This is a genomic window from Pseudomonas sp. 9Ag, assembly GCF_902506445.1.
GTDB lineage: Bacteria > Pseudomonadota > Gammaproteobacteria > Pseudomonadales > Pseudomonadaceae > Stutzerimonas > Stutzerimonas stutzeri_AB.
Window position 1 is genome coordinate 2,934,688 of record NZ_LR733836.1, and the last position, 17,523, is coordinate 2,952,210.

The following is a 17,523-nucleotide window of genomic DNA, read 5'->3' on the forward strand; positions in this document are numbered from 1 at the left end:
TGATAAAATCGCGCGCTTTCCGCAGACCGGTCCGGCGCCCTCGCCGCGTCGCGACAGAAGCCTGATTCTGACCCGGTCGCCCCGCACTCCCCTTCACAGGTCCGGATTCTTATGAGCAAGCAACCCTCCATCAGCTACAAGGACGCCGGTGTCGACATCGATGCAGGCGAAGCGTTGGTCGAACGCATCAAAGGCGTGGCCAAGCGCACCGCTCGTCCTGAGGTCATGGGTGGCCTGGGCGGCTTTGGCGCGCTCTGTGAAATTCCGGCTGGCTACAAGCAGCCCGTTCTGGTTTCCGGCACCGATGGCGTCGGCACCAAGCTGCGCCTGGCGCTGAATCTCAACCAGCACGACAGCATCGGCCAGGATCTGGTTGCGATGTGCGTGAACGACCTGGTTGTCTGCGGCGCCGAACCACTGTTCTTTCTTGACTATTACGCCACTGGCAAGCTCAACGTCGACATCGCCGCCACGGTAGTGACCGGTATCGGCGCCGGCTGTGAACTGGCAGGTTGCTCGCTGGTGGGCGGCGAAACCGCCGAGATGCCCGGCATGTACGAAGGCGAAGATTACGACCTGGCCGGCTTCTGCGTAGGCGTGGTGGAGAAAAGTGAAATCATCGACGGCTCAAAAGTAGCCGCTGGCGATGCACTGATCGCCCTTCCCTCTTCCGGCCCGCATTCCAACGGCTATTCGCTGATCCGCAAGATCATCGAAGTGGCGGGCGCCGATATCGAAAACACCCAACTCGACGGCAAGCCGCTCACTGAGCTCTTGATGGCGCCGACACGTATTTATGTGAAGCCATTGCTCAAGTTGATCAAAGAGACCGGCGCGGTGAAGGCGATGGCGCACATCACTGGCGGCGGCCTGCTGGACAACATCCCGCGCGTGCTGCCCGAAGGCAGTCAGGCAGTCATCGATGTCGCCAGCTGGCAGCGCCCTGCTGTGTTTCATTGGCTGCAGCAGCAAGGCAATGTCGATGAGCACGAAATGCACCGCGTGTTGAACTGTGGTGTCGGCATGGTCATCTGTGTCGCCCAGGATCAGGTCGAAACCGTACTTGCCAATCTGCGTTCATCCGGCGAAAGCCCTTGGGTCATCGGCGAAATCGGCTCGGCTGGCGAAGATGCCGAGCGCGTGCTGCTGAACAACCTGAAAAGCCATTGATGCACGCACCCTGTGATGTCGTCGTGCTGATCTCAGGGTCTGGAAGCAATCTCCAGGCCCTGATCGACAGCCTCGGCGAAGACAGCCCCGTGCGAATCCGCGCTGTAGTTTCAAACCGTGCAGAGGCCTATGGCCTGCAGCGTGCGCAGGCGGCGGACATCGATACGCATGTTGTGCAGCACAAGGGATTTGCTGATCGTGAAGCCTTCGATGCGGCACTGATTGAAATCATCGACGCCTATCAGCCGCAACTGGTGGTACTAGCCGGCTTCATGCGCATCCTCTCCGCAGGCTTCGTTCGCCATTACCAGGGTCGCCTGCTCAACATCCATCCCTCCCTGCTACCGAAATACAAGGGACTGGATACCCATCGCCGCGCACTCGATGCAGGCGACCAGGAGCACGGTTGCAGCGTGCACTTCGTGACCGAAGAGCTCGATGGCGGTCCTGTGGCCATACAGGCTCGCCTGAAGATCGAACCCAACGAAAGCATCGACCAACTGACCGATCGAGTGCATGCGGCCGAGCACATCATCTATCCGCTGGCTGTCCGCTGGTTCGCCGACGGCCGCTTGCGCCTTGCCGATCAAGGCGCGATGCTGGATAACGTGCTGTTGCCGGCCGCTGGCCATTTATTAGAAATCTAGGAGACATTATGCGTCGCGCCTTGCTGCTCGCTCTCGCCGTGCTGGCCCTGCCGGTTCAGGCCCTTGAGCTGAAGCCTTTCTCCGCCAGCTACACCGCGGATTGGAAACAGGTCCCTGTCAGCGGCACAGCCCAGCGCAGCCTGGAAAAGCGCGATGACAATACCTGGGAGCTGGACTTCGAAGCCTCAATGCTGGTTGCCAGCTTCAATGAGCGCAGCGTTTTCCAGGTCGAAGGCGAGACCTTCCTGCCGCAGAAATACCGACTCAAGCGCAGCGGGCTGGGCAAGGGCAAGTCCATCAAGCACGATTTTGACTGGCAAGCCAAACAGGTGGTCGGAGAAGACCGCGGTGATCCGGTTAAGCTTCCGCTGAATCGCGGCCTGCTGGACAAATCAACCTATCAGATCGCCCTTCAGCACGCGGTTGCAGCGGGCGAAAAGAGCATGAGCTACCAAGTAGTAGATGGTGACGAGATCGAGACCTACGATTTCCGTGTCCTGGGCGAGGAAAAGGTCAGCACGAAGGCCGGTCAGGTCGACGCCATCAAGGTCGAACGCGTGCGCGATCCGACGCAGAGCAAGCGACAAACTATCCTCTGGTTCGCCAAGAATTGGGACTTCATGCTGGTCCGCCTGCATCAGGTGGAAAAAGACGGCAAGGAGTATCAGATCATGCTCGAAGAAGGCACCGTCGACGGCCGAGCCGTCAAAGGTAGCTAATCCAACTGCGCCAGCCCCACTGCCGCAGCACTGCCCCGCCTGAATTCGAGCCCGTTCATGATCGCACCCCGCGCTTTACTGCTCAGCCTTCTACCGGTTTTTGCCGGTTGCCAGTCACTGCAATGGAGCGAAGAGGCTCCGCTGCGCTCGACCGAACGCCTGCAAGGCACCATTACTCAGGAGCACGGCGGGTTGCAATTCAGCAGCTGCCAGGGGCGACGCAGCCTCGCCTTGGTCGACAGCGGCGCGACAGGTTTACCCGATGACGTGCAAGCACTGACGGCGGGAAGCAACCAGCCTTTGTTTGCCGACTTGCGTGGCAGTCTGACCAATCAAGATGGCAACAGTGACCAGCTTCAGCTGACTCAGGTGTATCGCCTGCAAGCAGAGGGACCCGGCTGCAGCGACGCGGCATTCAACCAGTTGCTCCTGCGCGCGACAGGGCATGAGCCAGGCTGGAGCGTAAAGATCACCGACGGCGGCTTACTCCTTGAGCGTCCCGACCAACAGGCCTTGGCGCTACCCTACCTGGAAGAGCAACTGCCGGGCGGGCAGACCAACTTCAGTACCGAAGCCAACGATCAGCGCCTCGAACTGTGGGTGGCCCCGCAACGCTGCCTGGACAGCGCAACCGGCGCAGTCAACCATCTGACTGCCGAGCTACGCCTGGACGGCCAGACCTTACGCGGCTGCGCCTATTATGGCGGCGCCCGCCAAGACTGAATTTTTCGAGGCGCAGCCTGGCGCCTCTCGACGCTTCGAAGACCCGACCATGAATGACGCCCTGACCCTGCTGCAGCCCTATCCCTTCGAAAAACTGCGCGGCCTGCTTGCCGGTGCGCAGCCTCCAGCAGACAAGCGCCCAATCGCGCTGTCGATCGGTGAGCCGAAGCACCGCTCGCCCGATTTCGTCGCTCAGACACTGGCCGACAACCTTGACCAGCTTGCGGTGTACCCCACCACGCAGGGCATCCCGGCGTTACGCGAATCGATTGCCCGCTGGTGCGAGCGGCGCTTTGGCGTAGCCCAGGGAGCCATCGATCCGACACGGCATGTATTGCCAGTCAACGGCACCCGCGAAGCACTGTTCGCTTTTACCCAGGCCGTAGTCAATCGTGAGCAGGGTGCGCTGGTTATCAGCCCCAATCCCTTCTATCAGATCTACGAGGGTGCGGCGCTTTTGGCCGGCGCCACTCCACATTATTTGCCTTGCACCGCTGAAAATGGCTTCAACCCAGACTTCGACGCGGTTTCGGCAGATGTTTGGCAGCGCACGCAAATCCTCTTTCTCTGCTCGCCAGGCAACCCAACCGGCGCGCTAGTCCCGCTTGAAACGCTGAAGAAGCTGATTGCCCTGGCGGACGAGTTCGACGTCGTCATCGCCGCAGACGAGTGCTATAGCGAGTTGTATTTCGACGAAGACCAGCCGCCTGCCGGGCTATTGACCGCTTGTACAGCGCTCGGGCGCGACGACTTCAAGCGCTGCGTGGTCTTTCACAGCCTCTCCAAACGCTCGAACCTGCCTGGGCTGCGCTCTGGGTTCGTCGCAGGCGATGCCGATATTCTCAAGGCGTTTCTGCTGTACCGCACCTACCACGGCTGCGCCATGCCGGTGCAGACGCAATTGGCCAGCGTTGCCGCCTGGAACGATGAAGCGCACGTGCAGGCCAATCGGCAGCTGTACCGGGAGAAGTTCGACGCGATGCTGGACATCCTTTCACCCGTGATGGATGTGCAGCGGCCGGACGGCGGTTTCTATCTGTGGCCCAAGACGCCAGTGGATGACCAGCGTTTCACCCGCGAGTTATATGCACGTGAGCATGTCACTGTCGTTCCGGGCTCTTACCTGTCTCGCGAAGTCGAAGGATTCAGCCCAGGTACCGGCCGGGTCCGTATGGCGCTCGTGGCACCGCTGGAAGATTGCGTCGAGGCCGCAGAGCGGATTCGTGCATTCATCAAGACGCTTTGATGCCGGAACCGGACGCGCTGGCGTCCGGTTAGGCGATTTCAGGCAACGCCTGGCGGAATCATGTCCTTGCCATAGTCACGCAGCTTTTCAAGATTCTCCGGCTTCATATGCTCGGGAATATCAGCCTTGGTGTTCTCGTCTTGCCTGCTCTGCTCTTCAGTGCTCGGCTTTTCCGATTCGCTCATGACAACCTCCGTCAGATCGCATTTTCTTCCCAGATCAGCTCGCCTTCGTCGCTGACCTCCCTGACCTTGGTCAAGGCAGCTTCGGCAGCCACGTCCGCTTCAGACGCGAGGTCGTAACGGCGACCGTTGGCGACTTTGAAAACGTGTGCATTCTCATCAGTGCCGCGACGCTTGACGGCGATCACAGCCTCGAACCCCTCGTCAGCAGGAACGGCGGACGAAATAGCTTCGTGGTTCTCGAAATGCTTGCGTGCCATACAGGACCTCATCGTTACGATTGTGATCAATGGACAACGTGAAGGGTCGAAAAGGTCGAACCTCTTTCACTCGCGTGGACGAGTGCACGCAGCAGTGAAGTTGAGCCAGCTTCACGCTGCGGACGGCAGGCTTCGTCTCGTCATGGCATAATCCGCGGCCCAGTTTGGCCGGAGAAAGCGGAGCTGCTATGCCCGATAAAAGCAAAGGACGCTGTCTATACGGCATCAAGGCGTGCGACACCATGAAAAAAGCCCGTACCTGGCTCGACCAGCAGGGGCTAAGCTATGAGTTTCATGATTACAAGAGCGCCGGTATCGACCGCGCCCACCTGGAAGCCTGGTGCAACGAACATGGTTGGCAGACTTTACTCAACCGTGCTGGCACCACTTTCCGCAAGCTGAACGATGAGCAAAAAGCCGATCTTGACCAGGCAAAAGCCATCGAATTGATGCTGGCCCAGCCTTCGATGATCAAACGCCCGGTTCTCGATCTGGGCGACAAGACACTCGTTGGCTTCAAGCCAGACATTTACGCTGCCGAGCTGGCAGCCAAGAACTGAAACCGCTCGCCAAGACGAGCGCGACTAATAAAGGATTCCACCATGAGCAACTCCCTCTTCAGCCTGGCGTTTGGCGTCGGCACTCAAAACCGTCAGGGCAACTGGCTCGAAGTTTTCTATGCGCAACCCCTGCTTCGTCCAGCCGGCGAGCTGGTCGACGCGGTTGTACCGCTGCTCAATTACCAGGGCGGCAATCAGGCGATCACTATCAGCACCACACAGGCCGCACTACTGGCCGATGCAATCAAGACGATTGATCCCATTCAGCACGCGTTGCTTACCCGCCTCGCCGAAAGCCAGCGCCCGCTGGTGGTCACGCTGCTCGCCGAAGACGCCGCGCTGACCTCCACGCCGGAAGCCTACCTCAAGCTGCATCTGATCTCGCATCGCCTGGTCAAGCCGCACGGCTTGAACCTCACTGGCATCTTCCCGCTGCTGCCCAATGTCGCCTGGACTAACCAGGGCGCGGTCGACCTTGCCGAACTTGCCGAACGTCAGCTGGAAGCGCGTCTGAAGGGCTACCTGCTGGAAGTCGTTTCGGTCGACAAATTCCCGAAGATGACCGACTACGTAGTTCCGGCCGGCGTCCGTATCGCCGACAGCGCACGCATCCGTCTCGGTGCCTATGTGGGTGAAGGCACTACCGTGATGCACGAAGGCTTCATCAACTTCAACGCTGGCACCGAAGGGCCGGGCATGATCGAAGGTCGCGTCTCGGCTGGCGTGTTCGTGGGCAAGGGCTCGGACCTGGGTGGCGGTTGCTCAACCATGGGCACCCTTTCCGGCGGCGGCAACATCGTCATCTCGGTCGGCGAAGGCTGCCTGATCGGCGCAAACGCAGGGATCGGTATCCCGCTGGGCGACCGCAACACCGTGGAATCCGGTCTGTACATCACAGCCGGCACCAAAGTGAACCTGCTCGATGAACAAGGCGAGCTGGTCAAGGTGGTCAAGGCGCGCGAACTGGCCGGCCAGACCGACCTGCTGTTCCGCCGTAATTCGTTGAGCGGTGCGGTCGAATGCAAGACCCATAAGTCTGCAATCGAGCTGAACGAGGCGTTGCACGCGCACAACTAAGCGCAGCGTCAGACGTAGACGGGCCGGCTGCAGCCCGCCTGTCTACGCAGTTCTCCATCAGGCGTCCCGTCCTGCTTTCAGGAGTATCCATGCCGCTGACATCCCCCTGGCGCGCCGACTTCCCTGCCCTGGCTATCCTTGAGTCCCAGGGTCAGACCTACCTGGACAGCGCGGCCACATCGCAGAAGCCCCAGGCATTGATCGACGCCCTGACCGGCTATTACACCTGTGGCACCGCCAACGTCCATCGCGCGCAGCACCAGCCGGCTGAGCGAGCAACCCGCGCCTTCGAAGACTCACGGATCAAGGTGGCGCGCTGGCTCAACGCCGCCTGTCCGACCGAAATCGTCTTCACCCGCGGCGCCACAGAAGCGCTGAATCTGCTGGCTTACGGCCTGGAACACCTAATCACAGCCGGTGATGAAATCGTCGTCAGCGCCCTGGAGCACCACGCCAACTTGCTGCCTTGGCAGCAGCTGGCCCGACGCCAAGACGCGAAGCTGGTCGTATTGCCGCTCAACGCACACGGCATCATCGATATTGAAGCCGCAGCCAGCCTGATCGGCCCGCGCACCCGCCTGCTTGCCGTCAGCCAGTTATCCAATGTACTCGGGGCTTGGCAGCCGCTTGCAGAACTGCTGCCACTGGCCAAAGCGCAGGGCGCGCTCAGCGTAGTCGACGGTTCTCAAGGCGTAGTCCATGGTCGGCATGACATGCAGGCGCTGGACTGCGATTTCTATGTACTGTCCAGCCACAAGCTGTACGGTCCGGAAGGCGTCGGCGCGCTCTACGGCCGGGGCGAATCGCTGCTCAAACTCAGGCATTGGCAGTTCGGCGGCGAAATGGTCCGCGTTGCTGACTTCCAGAGTGCCGACTTTCATGCGGCACCGCTTGGATTCGAAGCCGGCACCCCACCCATCGGCGGGGTAATTGGGCTTGGCGCCACACTCGACTATCTGTCGAAGCTGGATGCCGATTCCGTCGATCGCCATGAACTGGCCCTGCACAACGAGCTGTTAAGAGGTTTGGCGCAACGACCAGGCGTGAGGCTGTTGGGCAGCCCTCAGTTGGCGCTCGCAAGCTTTGCCGTCGACAACATCCATCACGGTGATCTGGCCCACATCCTGACCGAACAAGGCATTGCCATACGCAGTGGCACCCACTGCGCGCAACCTCTGATGAAGTCTCTGGGGGTCGAAGGCGCGATTCGCGTATCGCTCGGACTGTACAACGATGGCGTCGATCTGCAGCGATTCTTCGGTGCGCTGGATCAGGCACTGGAAATGCTGCGATGACCGAGCTGCCCGAAGCTGCTCAGGAAACGCTGCAGGCCTTTCAGCTGGCGGCAGGCTGGGAGCAACGTGCGCGGTTGTTGATGCAATGGGGTGATCGGCTTGAGCCCCTGAGCGACGCCGAGCGCAATGAGCTCAACCTGGTTGCCGGCTGTGACAGCAAGCTCTGGCTGGTTGGCGATCAGCCAGGCGATAGCTGGCACTTTCGCGGCACCAGCGAGGCCCGTCTGTTGCGCGGGCTGCTTGCCGTGTTGCTGGCTCGGGTTAATGGCCTGGATGCCGATGCACTGCTGCGGCTGGACGTAGCGGACTGGTTCGGCCAACTGGGCCTCTCTCGGCAGCTCTCGCCATCCCGGGCCAATGGGATGAACGCCGTTATCGGCAGAATGCGCGAGCTAGCGACAGCTGCAGGCCCCTCGTCGAATGGCTGAGGCCGAACTGTGGCGGTTTCAGCTCGTCGAACGCTCCGCCGGTCTCCGAGCCCCGGCGACCAGCTTGTCCACCGCCCTCGCTGCAGCGACCAAGCCGAAACTGGCAGTCACCATCATTGACGCTCCAAACCCGCCGGCGCAGTCGAGCTTTACCCCCTCGCCGACAAAACTCTTGCTCTGGCAAACGCCGCCGTCCGGTTTGGGGTAGCGCAGTTGTTCGGTAGAGAACACACAGGGCACGCTGTAGGTCCGACCAGGCGTGCGGGAGAAGTTATAGTCGCGCCGTAACAGCGAACGCACTTTCGCCGCCAGCGGGTCGTTGAACGTCTTGTTCAGGTCGGCGACCTGGATCTGGGTGGGATCGACCTGTCCGCCAGCCCCGCCGGTCGCGATGATCTGGATCTTGCGCCGCTTGCACCAGGCGATGAGCGCGGCTTTAGCCGGTACGCTGTCGATGCAGTCGACAACGCAATCGAGCTGCTCGGTAATGTAGTCGGCCATGGTTTCGCGGGTAACGAAATCGGCCACGGGGTGAACCACGCACGCCGGATTGATTGCCCTGATCCGGGCCGCCATCTCGTCCACCTTTGGCTTGCCCACCGCCCCTTCAAGCGCATGCACCTGCCGGTTGGTGTTGGTGATGCAGACGTCATCCAGATCGAACAGGCTGATTGCACCAACGCCGCTGCGCGCCAGCGCCTCGGCCGCCCAGGAACCGACCCCGCCGATACCGACCACCGCGACATGCGCAGCCGCCAGCCGCTGCAGCCCCTCGGAGCCGTACAGACGGGCGATGCCGCCGAACCGTTGATCGTCGATAGACATGGCATACCTCAAACAAGACATTCGCGGATTATAGGCCCGAGCCCTCGCCGTCCCAACCAGGCATACCGAGGCGTTTTCAACAAGGCTGGTTCTGACCCGCTGCTGCCCTGCTTTTTAATTTAATATGGCGCCCTTTCCCCGCCTTACCCCGGAGCCGTGATGACCGCCGCCGCCCTCTCCCCGACCCTCGAACTTGCCTGCGAGCTGATCAATCGGCCATCGGTCACCCCGCTGGATGAGGGCTGTCAGCAGCTGATGACCGAGCGGCTCTCCGCCTGCGGCTTCGCCATCGAGTCAATGCACATCGAGGACGTCGAAAACTTCTGGGCAATTCGCGGCAACGAAGGTCCGGTCCTGTGCTTCGCCGGCCACACCGATGTGGTCCCTACCGGCCCGATACAGGCGTGGCAGAATCCGCCGTTCGCCGCGCGGATCGATGAGCATGGCATGCTCCATGGTCGCGGTGCGGCAGACATGAAAGGCAGCCTGGCGTCGATGATTGTGGCTGTAGAGCGCTTTACCGCTAAGCACCCGAACCACAATGGCCAGATCGCTTTCCTCATCACCAGCGACGAGGAAGGCCCTGCACACTACGGCACCAAGGCCGTCGTAGAACGTCTGCGGGAACGGGGCCAGCGACTGGATTGGTGCATTGTCGGCGAGCCATCGAGCACCACACTCGTCGGTGATGTGGTCAAGAACGGCCGCCGCGGCTCGCTCGGCGGCACGCTTACCGTTCGCGGCCAACAGGGCCATGTGGCTTACCCGCATCTTGCTAAAAACCCGATCCATCTGGCTGCGCCGGCCCTGGCCGAGCTGGCCGCCGAACACTGGGATGACGGCAACCCGTTCTTCCCGCCGACCAGCTTCCAGATCTCCAATCTGAATTCAGGCACCGGCGCGACCAACGTCATCCCCGGAACGCTGGAGGCCGTGTTCAATTTCCGTTTTTCCACCGAATCCACGGTCGAAGGATTGCAGCAACGCACCGCGGCGATTCTCGACAAGCACGGCCTGGACTGGAACGTCGACTGGGCGCTTTCAGGCCTGCCCTTTCTGACCGAACCAGGTGATCTGCTTGATGGCGTGGCTGCAGCGATCCGCAGCGTCACCGGCCGCGAGACCAAGCCCTCTACGAGCGGCGGCACCTCGGATGGGCGCTTCATCGCCACACTGGGCACCCAAGTGGTCGAGCTGGGGCCGGTAAACGCGACGATTCATCAGGTGGACGAGCATATCCTCGCCAGCGACCTCGATCTGCTCACCGAGATCTACTACCAGACCCTGGTCAACCTGCTCGCATGCTGATCTGTCCTATCTGCCACGGCGAGCTGGGTGCGGTGGAAAATGGCGTTGCCTGCCCGGCCAATCATCGGTTTGATCGGGCCCGTCAGGGCTATCTGAACCTGCTCCCGGTGCAACACAAGAACAGCCGCGATCCCGGCGACAACCAGGCTATGGTCGAGGCGAGGCGGCGCTTTCTCGATGGCGGCCACTACGCGCCGCTGGCGAAACGCCTGGCACAACTGGCGGCCGAGCGATCGCCGCGTCGCTGGCTCGATATTGGCTGTGGCGAAGGCTATTACACGGCGCAAATCGCTCAAGCGCTGCCCGGCGCGCAAGGCTATGCGCTGGACATTTCCCGCGAAGCCGTCAAGCGCGCCTGCAAGCGCGCGCCGCAGATCGACTGGCTGGTTGCAAGCATGGCCAGGGTGCCGCTGGCCGATGCCAGCTGCAATCTGTTGGCCAGTGTGTTCAGTCCGTTAGATTGGACCGAAGCACGCCGCCTGCTAGCGCCCGGCGGCGGCCTGCTGCGCATGGGGCCGACTCGGGAGCATTTATGGGAACTGCGAGGGCTGCTGTACGACGAGGTCCGTGATTACGACGACCAGAAGCATCTGTCGCTTATTCCTGAGGGTATGCATCTCGCACACAGCGAGACCCTAACCTTCGAGCTGCAATTGGATGACTCGCAGGCGCGCGCCGATCTGCTGGCGATGACTCCGCACGGCTGGCGCGCCAGTGCCGAACGCCGCGCAGCGGTCATTGAGGCGCCATTGCACGTTCGGGTTGCGATACGCTATGACTGGATTCAACGAGACTGATCAGAACCAACAAGCGAACGCTACCTCGACCTAAAGTCGACCCAGTGCGTCTGATGTGGCCTCTGAGGCCTCAACACTTTCCATCCAACCGGCTGCAACGTCAGCCAGACAAGGCCATTCCATGCGTCAACCGGATATCGAAATCTACCTCAGGGACGCCAGCCAGGACGCCGTCACTGACTGGCTGACCCAGGCGGTCGGAGCCTGCTCCCCCTGGCAAGCAAAGGGTAAAACCTTCAAGTGCAGGGCCGGCGACATTCCAGTGACCTGGCTGCCCAAGGCCGTGGGCAAGTGGCACAGCTTGCTGCTTGAAAGCGACGCCACGCCCTGGGAAGACGACATAGCCTGCGCCCGCGATGCCTATCAGGCACTCGGCGTGGAGATTCGCTGCGCACCGGGCGGTTGGCAGGAAGAGGAATCGGTGGAAGACGCCGACCGCTGGATCAGCGTCAGTGAGCGTGGTGAAGCTGAAATCGTCTGGCGCACCGACTGACCCTCAGTCAGCGCAGCGCACTCGATACATCTGTGACGAGACGCGAAGCCAGCAAAGGGTTACCGAGAGCGGAAAGTGAGCGGCTCAAGCCGCTCTCACGCGCTACTCGGAGCGACCAATCTGAAAAAACTGGCCATGGCTCCACACACCTAGCCAAGCGACACCATCGATATCTCGCGGAACAGCCAGCTCCACCAACTGGTAAAACACGTTGCGATGAATCAGCGCCTCGAGGTTTGCCCGTACATGAACGTAGGGCGCAGGCTCCTGCGTATCCGGATCCAGCTCGACCCGTATAGGGTGCTCGATTCCCGCTTCGGTTTCGTCGCCGACATTGGTGATAAAGCGCAGCACCTGGCCTTCGCCACTTCCTTCCACCACCAACTCGACAGCCACAAAAGGCGCGTCATCCACCTTGATGCCGACCTTCTCGACTGGGGTCACCAGGAAATAATCATCGCCGTCTCGCCGAATCACCGAGGAAAACAGCCGCACCATCGCTGGCCGCCCGATTGGCGTACCTTGGTAGATCCAACTCCCGTCGCGCGCGATTCGCATATCCAGATCACCGCAGAATGGCGGGTTCCACAGGTGTACCGGTGGCAGGCCTTTTTTCTCGGCCTTGGGAATCTGACTTAACAGGTTTGCAGCTTTTCCCGTATCGCTCATGTCGGCTCCTCAGCGCCCCAGGCCTATCAGGCGCCGGGCGTAATCACGCAAGGGCGGCCCCAACAAGACCTGTGGTGTCGCGTCATAAATGTTTAGCAAACCGCCTCGGCTGCGAATACTGGCGGTATCGACCAGATACCGATTGCCGGTCTCGATCAGCATCAACTGAACCACGCTGGTATCGACACCTAGCCGATCAAGCGCGCGCTGATCGTTGAGCTCGTCAAAACTGCCAATACGGTCATCGGCCGCGGCAAATCGCGAATACAACAAGTAATGGGCACCAGCAATCGCCGCCTGGTTCAATGCTTCCTCCAGCCCTACAGGTTCTGGAGCGCGCCGGACCAGCGGAAAGTAACGAACGAAGCTCTCAAACGCCTCTTCGGCCACCACGTTCGGTCGAGGATAGGCCCCGCCTGGGGGAACGAAATGCCCCTGCGCAATGTAGATGAAGGAATCCGGCTGCAGCCGCCACGAGGCGGACCTCACCGTCTCGCTATGGTCGAGAATGCCAACGTCTCGCAGTTGGTAGCGGGTTTCCTCGGCCATATCGCTGACCTTCATGCAGCCGCTCAGCATGAGCACGGCCACGATAAGGCTGAACACTTTCATCATTTGCACCAGTCATGACGGAAATCCGACGTTCGGCAAAGCAATGCAGCAAACACGCCAGTTCGCAGGAATGTGTCTCAGAGCCCCCGCTGCCACTCTTGGCGCAGCGGTGCACGCTCCGGTGATTCAATAGCCTGGCGGACCTGAGCCAACAGGGCGCGTTTGTCCTGACCGAGAACGCCCTTTAGAACCAGGTAATTCGAAGCATGGTCGCTGCGGAATACGGTGTCCTCGAGTTCCAGCGAATGCAGCAGGGTTTGGATCTCGGCAAACAGTGCCTGACGGTCAAGCGCCTCGAAATCCGCAAATCCTTCGCGAAAGCGCGCCTCGCCACCGGGGAAGCTGACGACAAGCGTAGACAGGTACTCAGGTTGCGCCTGGTTCATCAAGCGGGCCGAATTCACTGCATGCTGCTCGCTGAGGGCCTTTCCGCCCAGGCCGTTGAGGATCATCACCGAGCGGGTGATTCCAGCCTGTCGCAACTTATCCAATGCGCTAAGCGTCGACTCGTAGGTCTCACCTTTATTGACCCGCGCCAACACCTCGTCGTCGCCGGATTCAGCGCCTATATAAGCCATTTTGAGACCGGCATCGGCAAGCTCCTTGAGCTCGTCGACCGACTTCTTGCGAAGGTTACGCGGCAGGCAGTAGCTCGACACGCGCTCGACATCGGGCATGTGCTTCCGGATTTGCTTGAGAATAGTCAGCAGTCGGCGAGTCGGTAGTACCAGCGCATCTCCATCAGCTAAAAACACGCGCTGAACGATCAGTCGTTCGCCACATCGCCTGATCTCTTCGAGCACCTGCTCTTCATCACGAGCACGGAATTTCTTCTGCGGCTGAACATACATCTCGCAGAAGGTGCAGCGATTCCAGGAGCATCCATTGGTAACAGGCAAGATCAGCGAATGCGCTTCGCTTGGCGGCCGGAACACCGGCTCGATGTAGCTGATGGGAAATGTGCTGATCGGATGTACCCGCCTCGCCAGCTAGCCATTGCCGCTGGTCCAAGTTGCTAGTCGCGCTTGCGCTTGTTGCCCATACGTACGCCGATATCCATCAGGAACTGGAAAAAACCTTCCTGATCCTCGAGAACATTGCTCCAGAATGGCGAGTGATACAGCGCAACAGCTCCATGCACCAGAGCCCAGGCTGCGCAATAGTGGAAGTAAGGCGGCACATCTTCCAGCTTGCCTTCGGCGATGCGACCTTTGATCAACTGGGTCAGGTGCTCGAAGTTGGAGGCACGGATACGATGAAGCTCCTCGACCATGTCCGGCACCTGATTGCCCTTAACTACCTTTTCCTCGAGCCGGTCAAACAGGCGATAACGCTGGGGATCGCCCATGCGAAACTCGAAGTAGGCGCGCGACAGCGCTTCCTTGTCCTGATCGAGACTCGGCGAATGGAGCAGCTCATTCAGATCCCGCTCGTAGTCGAGCATCAGCCGAAGGTAGATTTCAGCCTTCGATTTGAAATGCTTGTAGATGGTGCCTTTGCCGATGCCAACCCTGTCGGCGATCATCTCGACAGTGACGCTGTCTTCACCTTGTTCGAGGAATAACTGGAGCGCCGTGTCGAGAATCTCTTGTTCGCGACGGCGAAATTCGCGGACCTTGCGGGATTCATTTTGCATAAGAGGCTGCGGAGTGAAAAATCGAAGCAGATGATTATGCCTGTTTAGTCAGAAAATGCACGGAACATTGCCTATGAGTACATTGAATGACGAATTTCCCCAAACCGAAGGCTTACGGTACCTAAATCACGCGGCTGTTGCGCCCTGGCCACGTCGAGCGAGCGATGCGGTAATCAAATTTGCCGAGCAGAACAGCACGATCGGAGCGCGCGATTATCCCCAATGGCTGGCGGTCGAAACCCGCTTGCGACATCGTCTGGCCAGACTGCTCAACGCACCCAGCCCAGCGGACATTGCGCTGGTCAAGAACACCTCGGAAGCACTTTCTTTCGTGGCCTTTGGGCTGGATTGGAAAGCAGGTGACCAAGTCGTCATAAGCGACGAGGAGTTCCCCTCCAATCGTGTGGTTTGGGAGGCGCTGCAACCGCAAGGAGTTGAGGTCATCCAGGTCAGTCTCAAGGGCAAAGATCCCGAAGGCGATCTGCTCGCGGCCTGTGGCCCGAGTGTGCGGCTACTGGCGATCAGTGCCGTGCAGTACGCAAGTGGGCTACGGCTTGATCTGGCACGACTCGGTCAAGGCTGCGAGCAACGAGGGGTACTGCTGTGCATCGATGCAATACAACAGCTGGGCGCACTGCCATTCAATGTTCAGCAGTATCGATGCGCGTTCGCCATGGCGGACGGGCACAAATGGCTATTGGGGCCGGAGGGCCTGGGGGTGTTCTATTGCCGTAGCGACTTGCGCGGTCAGCTCAAGCTTCACGAATACGGCTGGCATATGCTCGAGCACGCCGGTGACTATGACCGCAGCGACTGGCAGCCAGCATCCAGCGCCCAGCGCTTCGAGTGCGGCAGCCCAAATCTGCTTGGCGCCATGGCATTGGACGCAAGCTTGTCTCTGCTGGAAGAAGTTGGAATGGTCGCAGTGGGCCAGGCGCTGGCCGAACGCATTGAGCATCTTCAGCGCGAGCTGGAGGCCATGCCGGGAGTCGCGCTGCTGAGCCCAACCAATCCAGGCCGACGGGCAGGCATCCTGACGTTTCGGATTGACGGGATGGACAACCCGACGCTTTTTCAACGCCTCAAACAGGAGCAGGTCGTCTGTGCGCTTAGGGGCGGAGGGATCAGGCTGTCACCGCATTTCTACACGCGACCAGAGGTCATCGAGCAAACTTTGGCAGTCATCCATCGGCTGATCGTGAAGTGAGCGATCAGCCTGTTCGTGACTATTCCAAATCCGTTTAAAAAGGGCCGTATTCGCCCAGCAGGGTTAACGATCCGCACTAATACTTCAATCACTGGCCGCGCAATCCCCCCAATGCTCGGCCAGCTGAGGGAGCGAGGAACGTGACCTCATACTCCTAATGGTCTTGACCCGGCTCCTCGTGACGCCGGGTTTTTTTTGCCTGGATGTCAGGCTTCACTATGCGCTGCACGCCGGCTCGAAAGCCTCAACCGGAAGCACATCCAGATAAACAGCACCCAGAATGGCATGGCTATGATGGACGTTCGCAGACCTGGCATCGACAGCATGATGGCGGCAATCAATGCCACGAACGCCAGGCACAGATAATTGCTGAACGGGTACCAGAAGGCCTTGAAGGAAGGCTCGATACCCTGCGCTTTCATCGCCTTGCGAAACTTCAGGTGAGCAAGGCTGATCATTGCCCAGTTGATCAACAGCGCCGCAACCACCAGCGACATGAGCAATTCGAGTGCTGTTTGCGGCAGCAGGTAGTTCACCAGCACGCAGAGCATGGTGACCAGCGCCGAAAGTGCGATCGCCAGCACCGGCACGCCACGGCGATTGACCATCATCAGCACCTTTGGCGCATCGCCCTGCTCGGCCAACCCGTACAGCATGCGACTGTTGCAATACACGCCGCTGTTATAGACCGAGAGGGCAGCCGTCAGCACCACGAAGTTAAGGATGTGCGCCGCAGTGTCGCTGCCGATCAGTGAAAAGATCTGCACGAACGGGCTGCCGCTGTAAGGGTCACCGGCCGAGCCCAGCGTTTCCAGCAAGCTGTCCCACGGATAAAGCGCCAGCAGAACGCTGAGGGCGCCGATGTAGAAAATCAGAATCCGGTAAACAACCTGATTGATGGCTTTCGGAATGACCGTCCTCGGGTCCGATGCTTCGGCTGCGGTAATCCCCACTAACTCCAAGCCGCCGAAGGAAAACATGATAATGGCCAGCGCCATGACCATCCCGCTGATGCCGTTGGGGAAGAATCCGCCGTGGCTCCAGAGGTTGCTGAAGCCGGCCTGCTCGCCACCTGCGCCGCTCAGCAGCAAGTACAGGCCCAGCGCAATCATGCCAACGATGGCGCCAACTTTGACGATGGCAAACCAGAACTCAGTCTCGCCAAAGGTCTTCACATTGACCAGATTGATCAGGTTGATCAGCACGAAAAACACTGCAGCGGTGGCCCACGTCGGCACCTCCGGCCACCAGAACTGAACGTACTTGCCTACCGCCGTCAACTCGGCCATTCCCACAAGCACGTAAAGCACCCAGTAGTTCCAACCGGACAGAAAGCCCGCGTAGGGCGCCCAGTATTTGTGCGCGAAATGACTGAAGGACCCAGCAACCGGCTCCTCGACGATCATTTCACCAAGCTGACGCATGATAAGGAACGCGATCATCCCGCCGATGGCATAACCCAGAATCATCGAAGGCCCAGCGCTGCGCAGCACGCCAGCCGAGCCAAGGAAGAGTCCCGTTCCGATAGCCCCGCCGAGCGCGATCAGCTGGATATGCCGGTTTTTCAGGCCGCGCTGAAGCGGCCCAGTGTGCAGCGCATCGCTGGACATGGCGTCACCTTGTTTGGTCTGTGACGAAGAAAAGACGAGACTGACGGCCGGCCATGCAT

At 60.1% G+C, this 17,523-nt stretch carries 21 protein-coding genes; 13 read left to right on the forward strand and 8 right to left on the reverse strand.

Annotation, left to right across the window (positions count from 1 at the left end):
- The first annotated feature begins 111 nt into the window (after nt 1-111).
- Genes purM through dapC form a run of 5 tightly spaced genes read left to right on the forward strand, consistent with a single transcriptional unit; the run spans nt 112 to nt 4,505 of the window.
- Nucleotides 112-1,170, forward strand: coding sequence for a phosphoribosylformylglycinamidine cyclo-ligase (gene purM / locus ALTERO38_RS13190; protein ID WP_159968674.1), 1,059 nt, complete (start codon nt 112-114; stop codon nt 1,168-1,170).
- Nucleotides 1,170-1,817: a phosphoribosylglycinamide formyltransferase gene (gene purN / locus ALTERO38_RS13195; RefSeq protein WP_159968675.1), complete on the forward strand. Its 648-nt coding sequence runs from the start codon at nt 1,170-1,172 to the stop codon at nt 1,815-1,817. The genes purM and purN overlap by 1 nt, the downstream gene beginning before the upstream one ends.
- A gap of 8 nt (nt 1,818-1,825) precedes the next feature.
- Nucleotides 1,826-2,536, forward strand: coding sequence for a DUF3108 domain-containing protein (locus ALTERO38_RS13200; protein WP_102834784.1), 711 nt, complete (start codon nt 1,826-1,828; stop codon nt 2,534-2,536).
- A 57-nt stretch (nt 2,537-2,593) separates the two neighbouring features.
- The gene (locus ALTERO38_RS13205; RefSeq protein ID WP_159968676.1) at nt 2,594-3,259 is read left to right on the forward strand and encodes a COG3650 family protein; all 666 of its coding nucleotides are present in this window, start codon (nt 2,594-2,596) and stop codon (nt 3,257-3,259) included.
- A gap of 49 nt (nt 3,260-3,308) precedes the next feature.
- Nucleotides 3,309-4,505: a succinyldiaminopimelate transaminase gene (gene dapC / locus ALTERO38_RS13210; RefSeq protein ID WP_159968677.1), complete on the forward strand. Its 1,197-nt coding sequence runs from the start codon at nt 3,309-3,311 to the stop codon at nt 4,503-4,505.
- A gap of 38 nt (nt 4,506-4,543) precedes the next feature.
- On the opposite strand, the gene ALTERO38_RS13215 is transcribed toward dapC, so the two are convergent.
- Nucleotides 4,544-4,690, reverse strand: a complete 147-nt coding sequence (locus ALTERO38_RS13215; RefSeq protein ID WP_159968678.1) for a hypothetical protein — start codon at nt 4,688-4,690, stop codon at nt 4,544-4,546.
- 11 nt (nt 4,691-4,701) lie between these two features.
- The gene (locus ALTERO38_RS13220) at nt 4,702-4,947 is read right to left on the reverse strand and encodes a hypothetical protein (RefSeq protein ID WP_102834786.1); all 246 of its coding nucleotides are present in this window, start codon (nt 4,945-4,947) and stop codon (nt 4,702-4,704) included.
- Nucleotides 4,948-5,135: 188 nt separating this feature from the next.
- On the opposite strand from ALTERO38_RS13220, the gene ALTERO38_RS13225 reads away from it, so the two are divergent.
- From ALTERO38_RS13225 to ALTERO38_RS13240, 4 genes are all read left to right on the forward strand, one after another.
- Nucleotides 5,136-5,507, forward strand: coding sequence for an ArsC family reductase (locus tag ALTERO38_RS13225; protein WP_102834787.1), 372 nt, complete (start codon nt 5,136-5,138; stop codon nt 5,505-5,507).
- 42 nt (nt 5,508-5,549) lie between these two features.
- Complete coding sequence (dapD, locus tag ALTERO38_RS13230) at nt 5,550-6,584, forward strand: 2,3,4,5-tetrahydropyridine-2,6-dicarboxylate N-succinyltransferase (RefSeq protein WP_102834788.1); 1,035 nt, start codon at nt 5,550-5,552, stop codon at nt 6,582-6,584.
- A gap of 89 nt (nt 6,585-6,673) precedes the next feature.
- Nucleotides 6,674-7,879, forward strand: a complete 1,206-nt coding sequence (locus ALTERO38_RS13235) for an aminotransferase class V-fold PLP-dependent enzyme (RefSeq protein WP_159968679.1) — start codon at nt 6,674-6,676, stop codon at nt 7,877-7,879.
- Entirely contained in the window at nt 7,876-8,307 is a 432-nt protein-coding gene (locus ALTERO38_RS13240; RefSeq protein WP_159968680.1) for a SufE family protein, read from the forward strand. The genes ALTERO38_RS13235 and ALTERO38_RS13240 overlap by 4 nt, the downstream gene beginning before the upstream one ends.
- 18 nt (nt 8,308-8,325) lie before the next feature.
- Here ALTERO38_RS13240 and tcdA read toward each other — a convergent pair whose 3' ends face one another.
- A complete protein-coding gene (gene tcdA, locus ALTERO38_RS13245; RefSeq protein ID WP_159968681.1) occupies nt 8,326-9,132 on the reverse strand; it encodes a tRNA cyclic N6-threonylcarbamoyladenosine(37) synthase TcdA in 807 nt (268 codons plus the stop codon).
- Nucleotides 9,133-9,291: 159 nt separating this feature from the next.
- Here tcdA and dapE point away from each other — a divergent pair, with 159 nt between their 5' ends.
- The 3 genes from dapE (at nt 9,292) to ALTERO38_RS13260 (ending at nt 11,730) form a co-directional block, all read left to right on the forward strand.
- Entirely contained in the window at nt 9,292-10,440 is a 1,149-nt protein-coding gene (gene dapE / locus ALTERO38_RS13250) for a succinyl-diaminopimelate desuccinylase (protein WP_102834792.1), read from the forward strand.
- On the forward strand, nt 10,434-11,237 hold the full coding sequence (locus ALTERO38_RS13255) for a putative RNA methyltransferase (RefSeq protein ID WP_148924693.1): 804 nt from the start codon (nt 10,434-10,436) through the stop codon (nt 11,235-11,237). The genes dapE and ALTERO38_RS13255 overlap by 7 nt, the downstream gene beginning before the upstream one ends.
- A gap of 121 nt (nt 11,238-11,358) precedes the next feature.
- Entirely contained in the window at nt 11,359-11,730 is a 372-nt protein-coding gene (locus ALTERO38_RS13260) for a hypothetical protein (RefSeq protein WP_102834794.1), read from the forward strand.
- A 102-nt stretch (nt 11,731-11,832) separates the two neighbouring features.
- Here ALTERO38_RS13260 and ALTERO38_RS13265 read toward each other — a convergent pair whose 3' ends face one another.
- From ALTERO38_RS13265 to ALTERO38_RS13280, 4 genes are all read right to left on the reverse strand, one after another.
- Nucleotides 11,833-12,399: a DUF1285 domain-containing protein gene (locus tag ALTERO38_RS13265; protein ID WP_159968682.1), complete on the reverse strand. Its 567-nt coding sequence runs from the start codon at nt 12,397-12,399 to the stop codon at nt 11,833-11,835.
- A gap of 9 nt (nt 12,400-12,408) precedes the next feature.
- Nucleotides 12,409-13,014: a DUF4823 domain-containing protein gene (locus tag ALTERO38_RS13270; protein WP_073300746.1), complete on the reverse strand. Its 606-nt coding sequence runs from the start codon at nt 13,012-13,014 to the stop codon at nt 12,409-12,411.
- A gap of 74 nt (nt 13,015-13,088) precedes the next feature.
- The gene (locus ALTERO38_RS13275; protein ID WP_159969707.1) at nt 13,089-13,979 is read right to left on the reverse strand and encodes a radical SAM protein; all 891 of its coding nucleotides are present in this window, start codon (nt 13,977-13,979) and stop codon (nt 13,089-13,091) included.
- Between the two features lie 47 nt (nt 13,980-14,026).
- Nucleotides 14,027-14,647, reverse strand: coding sequence for a TetR/AcrR family transcriptional regulator (locus ALTERO38_RS13280; RefSeq protein WP_019342493.1), 621 nt, complete (start codon nt 14,645-14,647; stop codon nt 14,027-14,029).
- Between the two features lie 73 nt (nt 14,648-14,720).
- Between ALTERO38_RS13280 and ALTERO38_RS13285 the strand changes: the two genes are divergently transcribed.
- The gene (locus ALTERO38_RS13285) at nt 14,721-15,854 is read left to right on the forward strand and encodes an aminotransferase class V-fold PLP-dependent enzyme (RefSeq protein WP_159968683.1); all 1,134 of its coding nucleotides are present in this window, start codon (nt 14,721-14,723) and stop codon (nt 15,852-15,854) included.
- Nucleotides 15,855-16,060: 206 nt separating this feature from the next.
- Here the strand turns inward: ALTERO38_RS13285 and ALTERO38_RS13290 are convergent, their stop codons facing one another.
- On the reverse strand, nt 16,061-17,464 hold the full coding sequence (locus ALTERO38_RS13290) for an amino acid permease (protein ID WP_102834799.1): 1,404 nt from the start codon (nt 17,462-17,464) through the stop codon (nt 16,061-16,063).
- Nucleotides 17,465-17,523 lie beyond the last annotated feature (59 nt).

Excerpts from the sequence above, each read along its gene's own strand:
- ALTERO38_RS13285 (WP_159968683.1), top strand. The coding sequence starts at position 14,721 with ATGAGTACATTGAATGACGAATTTCCCCAAACCGAAGGCTTACGGTAC.
- ALTERO38_RS13200 (WP_102834784.1), top strand. The coding sequence starts at position 1,826 with ATGCGTCGCGCCTTGCTGCTCGCTCTCGCCGTGCTGGCCCTGCCGGTT.
- dapE (WP_102834792.1), top strand. The coding sequence starts at position 9,292 with ATGACCGCCGCCGCCCTCTCCCCGACCCTCGAACTTGCCTGCGAGCTG.
- ALTERO38_RS13280 (WP_019342493.1), bottom strand. The coding sequence starts at position 14,647 with ATGCAAAATGAATCCCGCAAGGTCCGCGAATTTCGCCGTCGCGAACAA.
- ALTERO38_RS13260 (WP_102834794.1), top strand. The coding sequence starts at position 11,359 with ATGCGTCAACCGGATATCGAAATCTACCTCAGGGACGCCAGCCAGGAC.
- dapC (WP_159968677.1), top strand. The coding sequence starts at position 3,309 with ATGAATGACGCCCTGACCCTGCTGCAGCCCTATCCCTTCGAAAAACTG.
- ALTERO38_RS13220 (WP_102834786.1), bottom strand. The coding sequence starts at position 4,947 with ATGGCACGCAAGCATTTCGAGAACCACGAAGCTATTTCGTCCGCCGTT.
- ALTERO38_RS13205 (WP_159968676.1), top strand. The coding sequence starts at position 2,594 with ATGATCGCACCCCGCGCTTTACTGCTCAGCCTTCTACCGGTTTTTGCC.
- ALTERO38_RS13235 (WP_159968679.1), top strand. The coding sequence starts at position 6,674 with ATGCCGCTGACATCCCCCTGGCGCGCCGACTTCCCTGCCCTGGCTATC.
- ALTERO38_RS13225 (WP_102834787.1), top strand. The coding sequence starts at position 5,136 with ATGCCCGATAAAAGCAAAGGACGCTGTCTATACGGCATCAAGGCGTGC.
- tcdA (WP_159968681.1), bottom strand. The coding sequence starts at position 9,132 with ATGTCTATCGACGATCAACGGTTCGGCGGCATCGCCCGTCTGTACGGC.
- purM (WP_159968674.1), top strand. The coding sequence starts at position 112 with ATGAGCAAGCAACCCTCCATCAGCTACAAGGACGCCGGTGTCGACATC.
- ALTERO38_RS13255 (WP_148924693.1), top strand. The coding sequence starts at position 10,434 with ATGCTGATCTGTCCTATCTGCCACGGCGAGCTGGGTGCGGTGGAAAAT.
- dapD (WP_102834788.1), top strand. The coding sequence starts at position 5,550 with ATGAGCAACTCCCTCTTCAGCCTGGCGTTTGGCGTCGGCACTCAAAAC.
- ALTERO38_RS13240 (WP_159968680.1), top strand. The coding sequence starts at position 7,876 with ATGACCGAGCTGCCCGAAGCTGCTCAGGAAACGCTGCAGGCCTTTCAG.
- purN (WP_159968675.1), top strand. The coding sequence starts at position 1,170 with ATGCACGCACCCTGTGATGTCGTCGTGCTGATCTCAGGGTCTGGAAGC.
- ALTERO38_RS13290 (WP_102834799.1), bottom strand. The coding sequence starts at position 17,464 with ATGTCCAGCGATGCGCTGCACACTGGGCCGCTTCAGCGCGGCCTGAAA.
- ALTERO38_RS13270 (WP_073300746.1), bottom strand. The coding sequence starts at position 13,014 with ATGATGAAAGTGTTCAGCCTTATCGTGGCCGTGCTCATGCTGAGCGGC.
- ALTERO38_RS13215 (WP_159968678.1), bottom strand. The coding sequence starts at position 4,690 with ATGAGCGAATCGGAAAAGCCGAGCACTGAAGAGCAGAGCAGGCAAGAC.
- ALTERO38_RS13265 (WP_159968682.1), bottom strand. The coding sequence starts at position 12,399 with ATGAGCGATACGGGAAAAGCTGCAAACCTGTTAAGTCAGATTCCCAAG.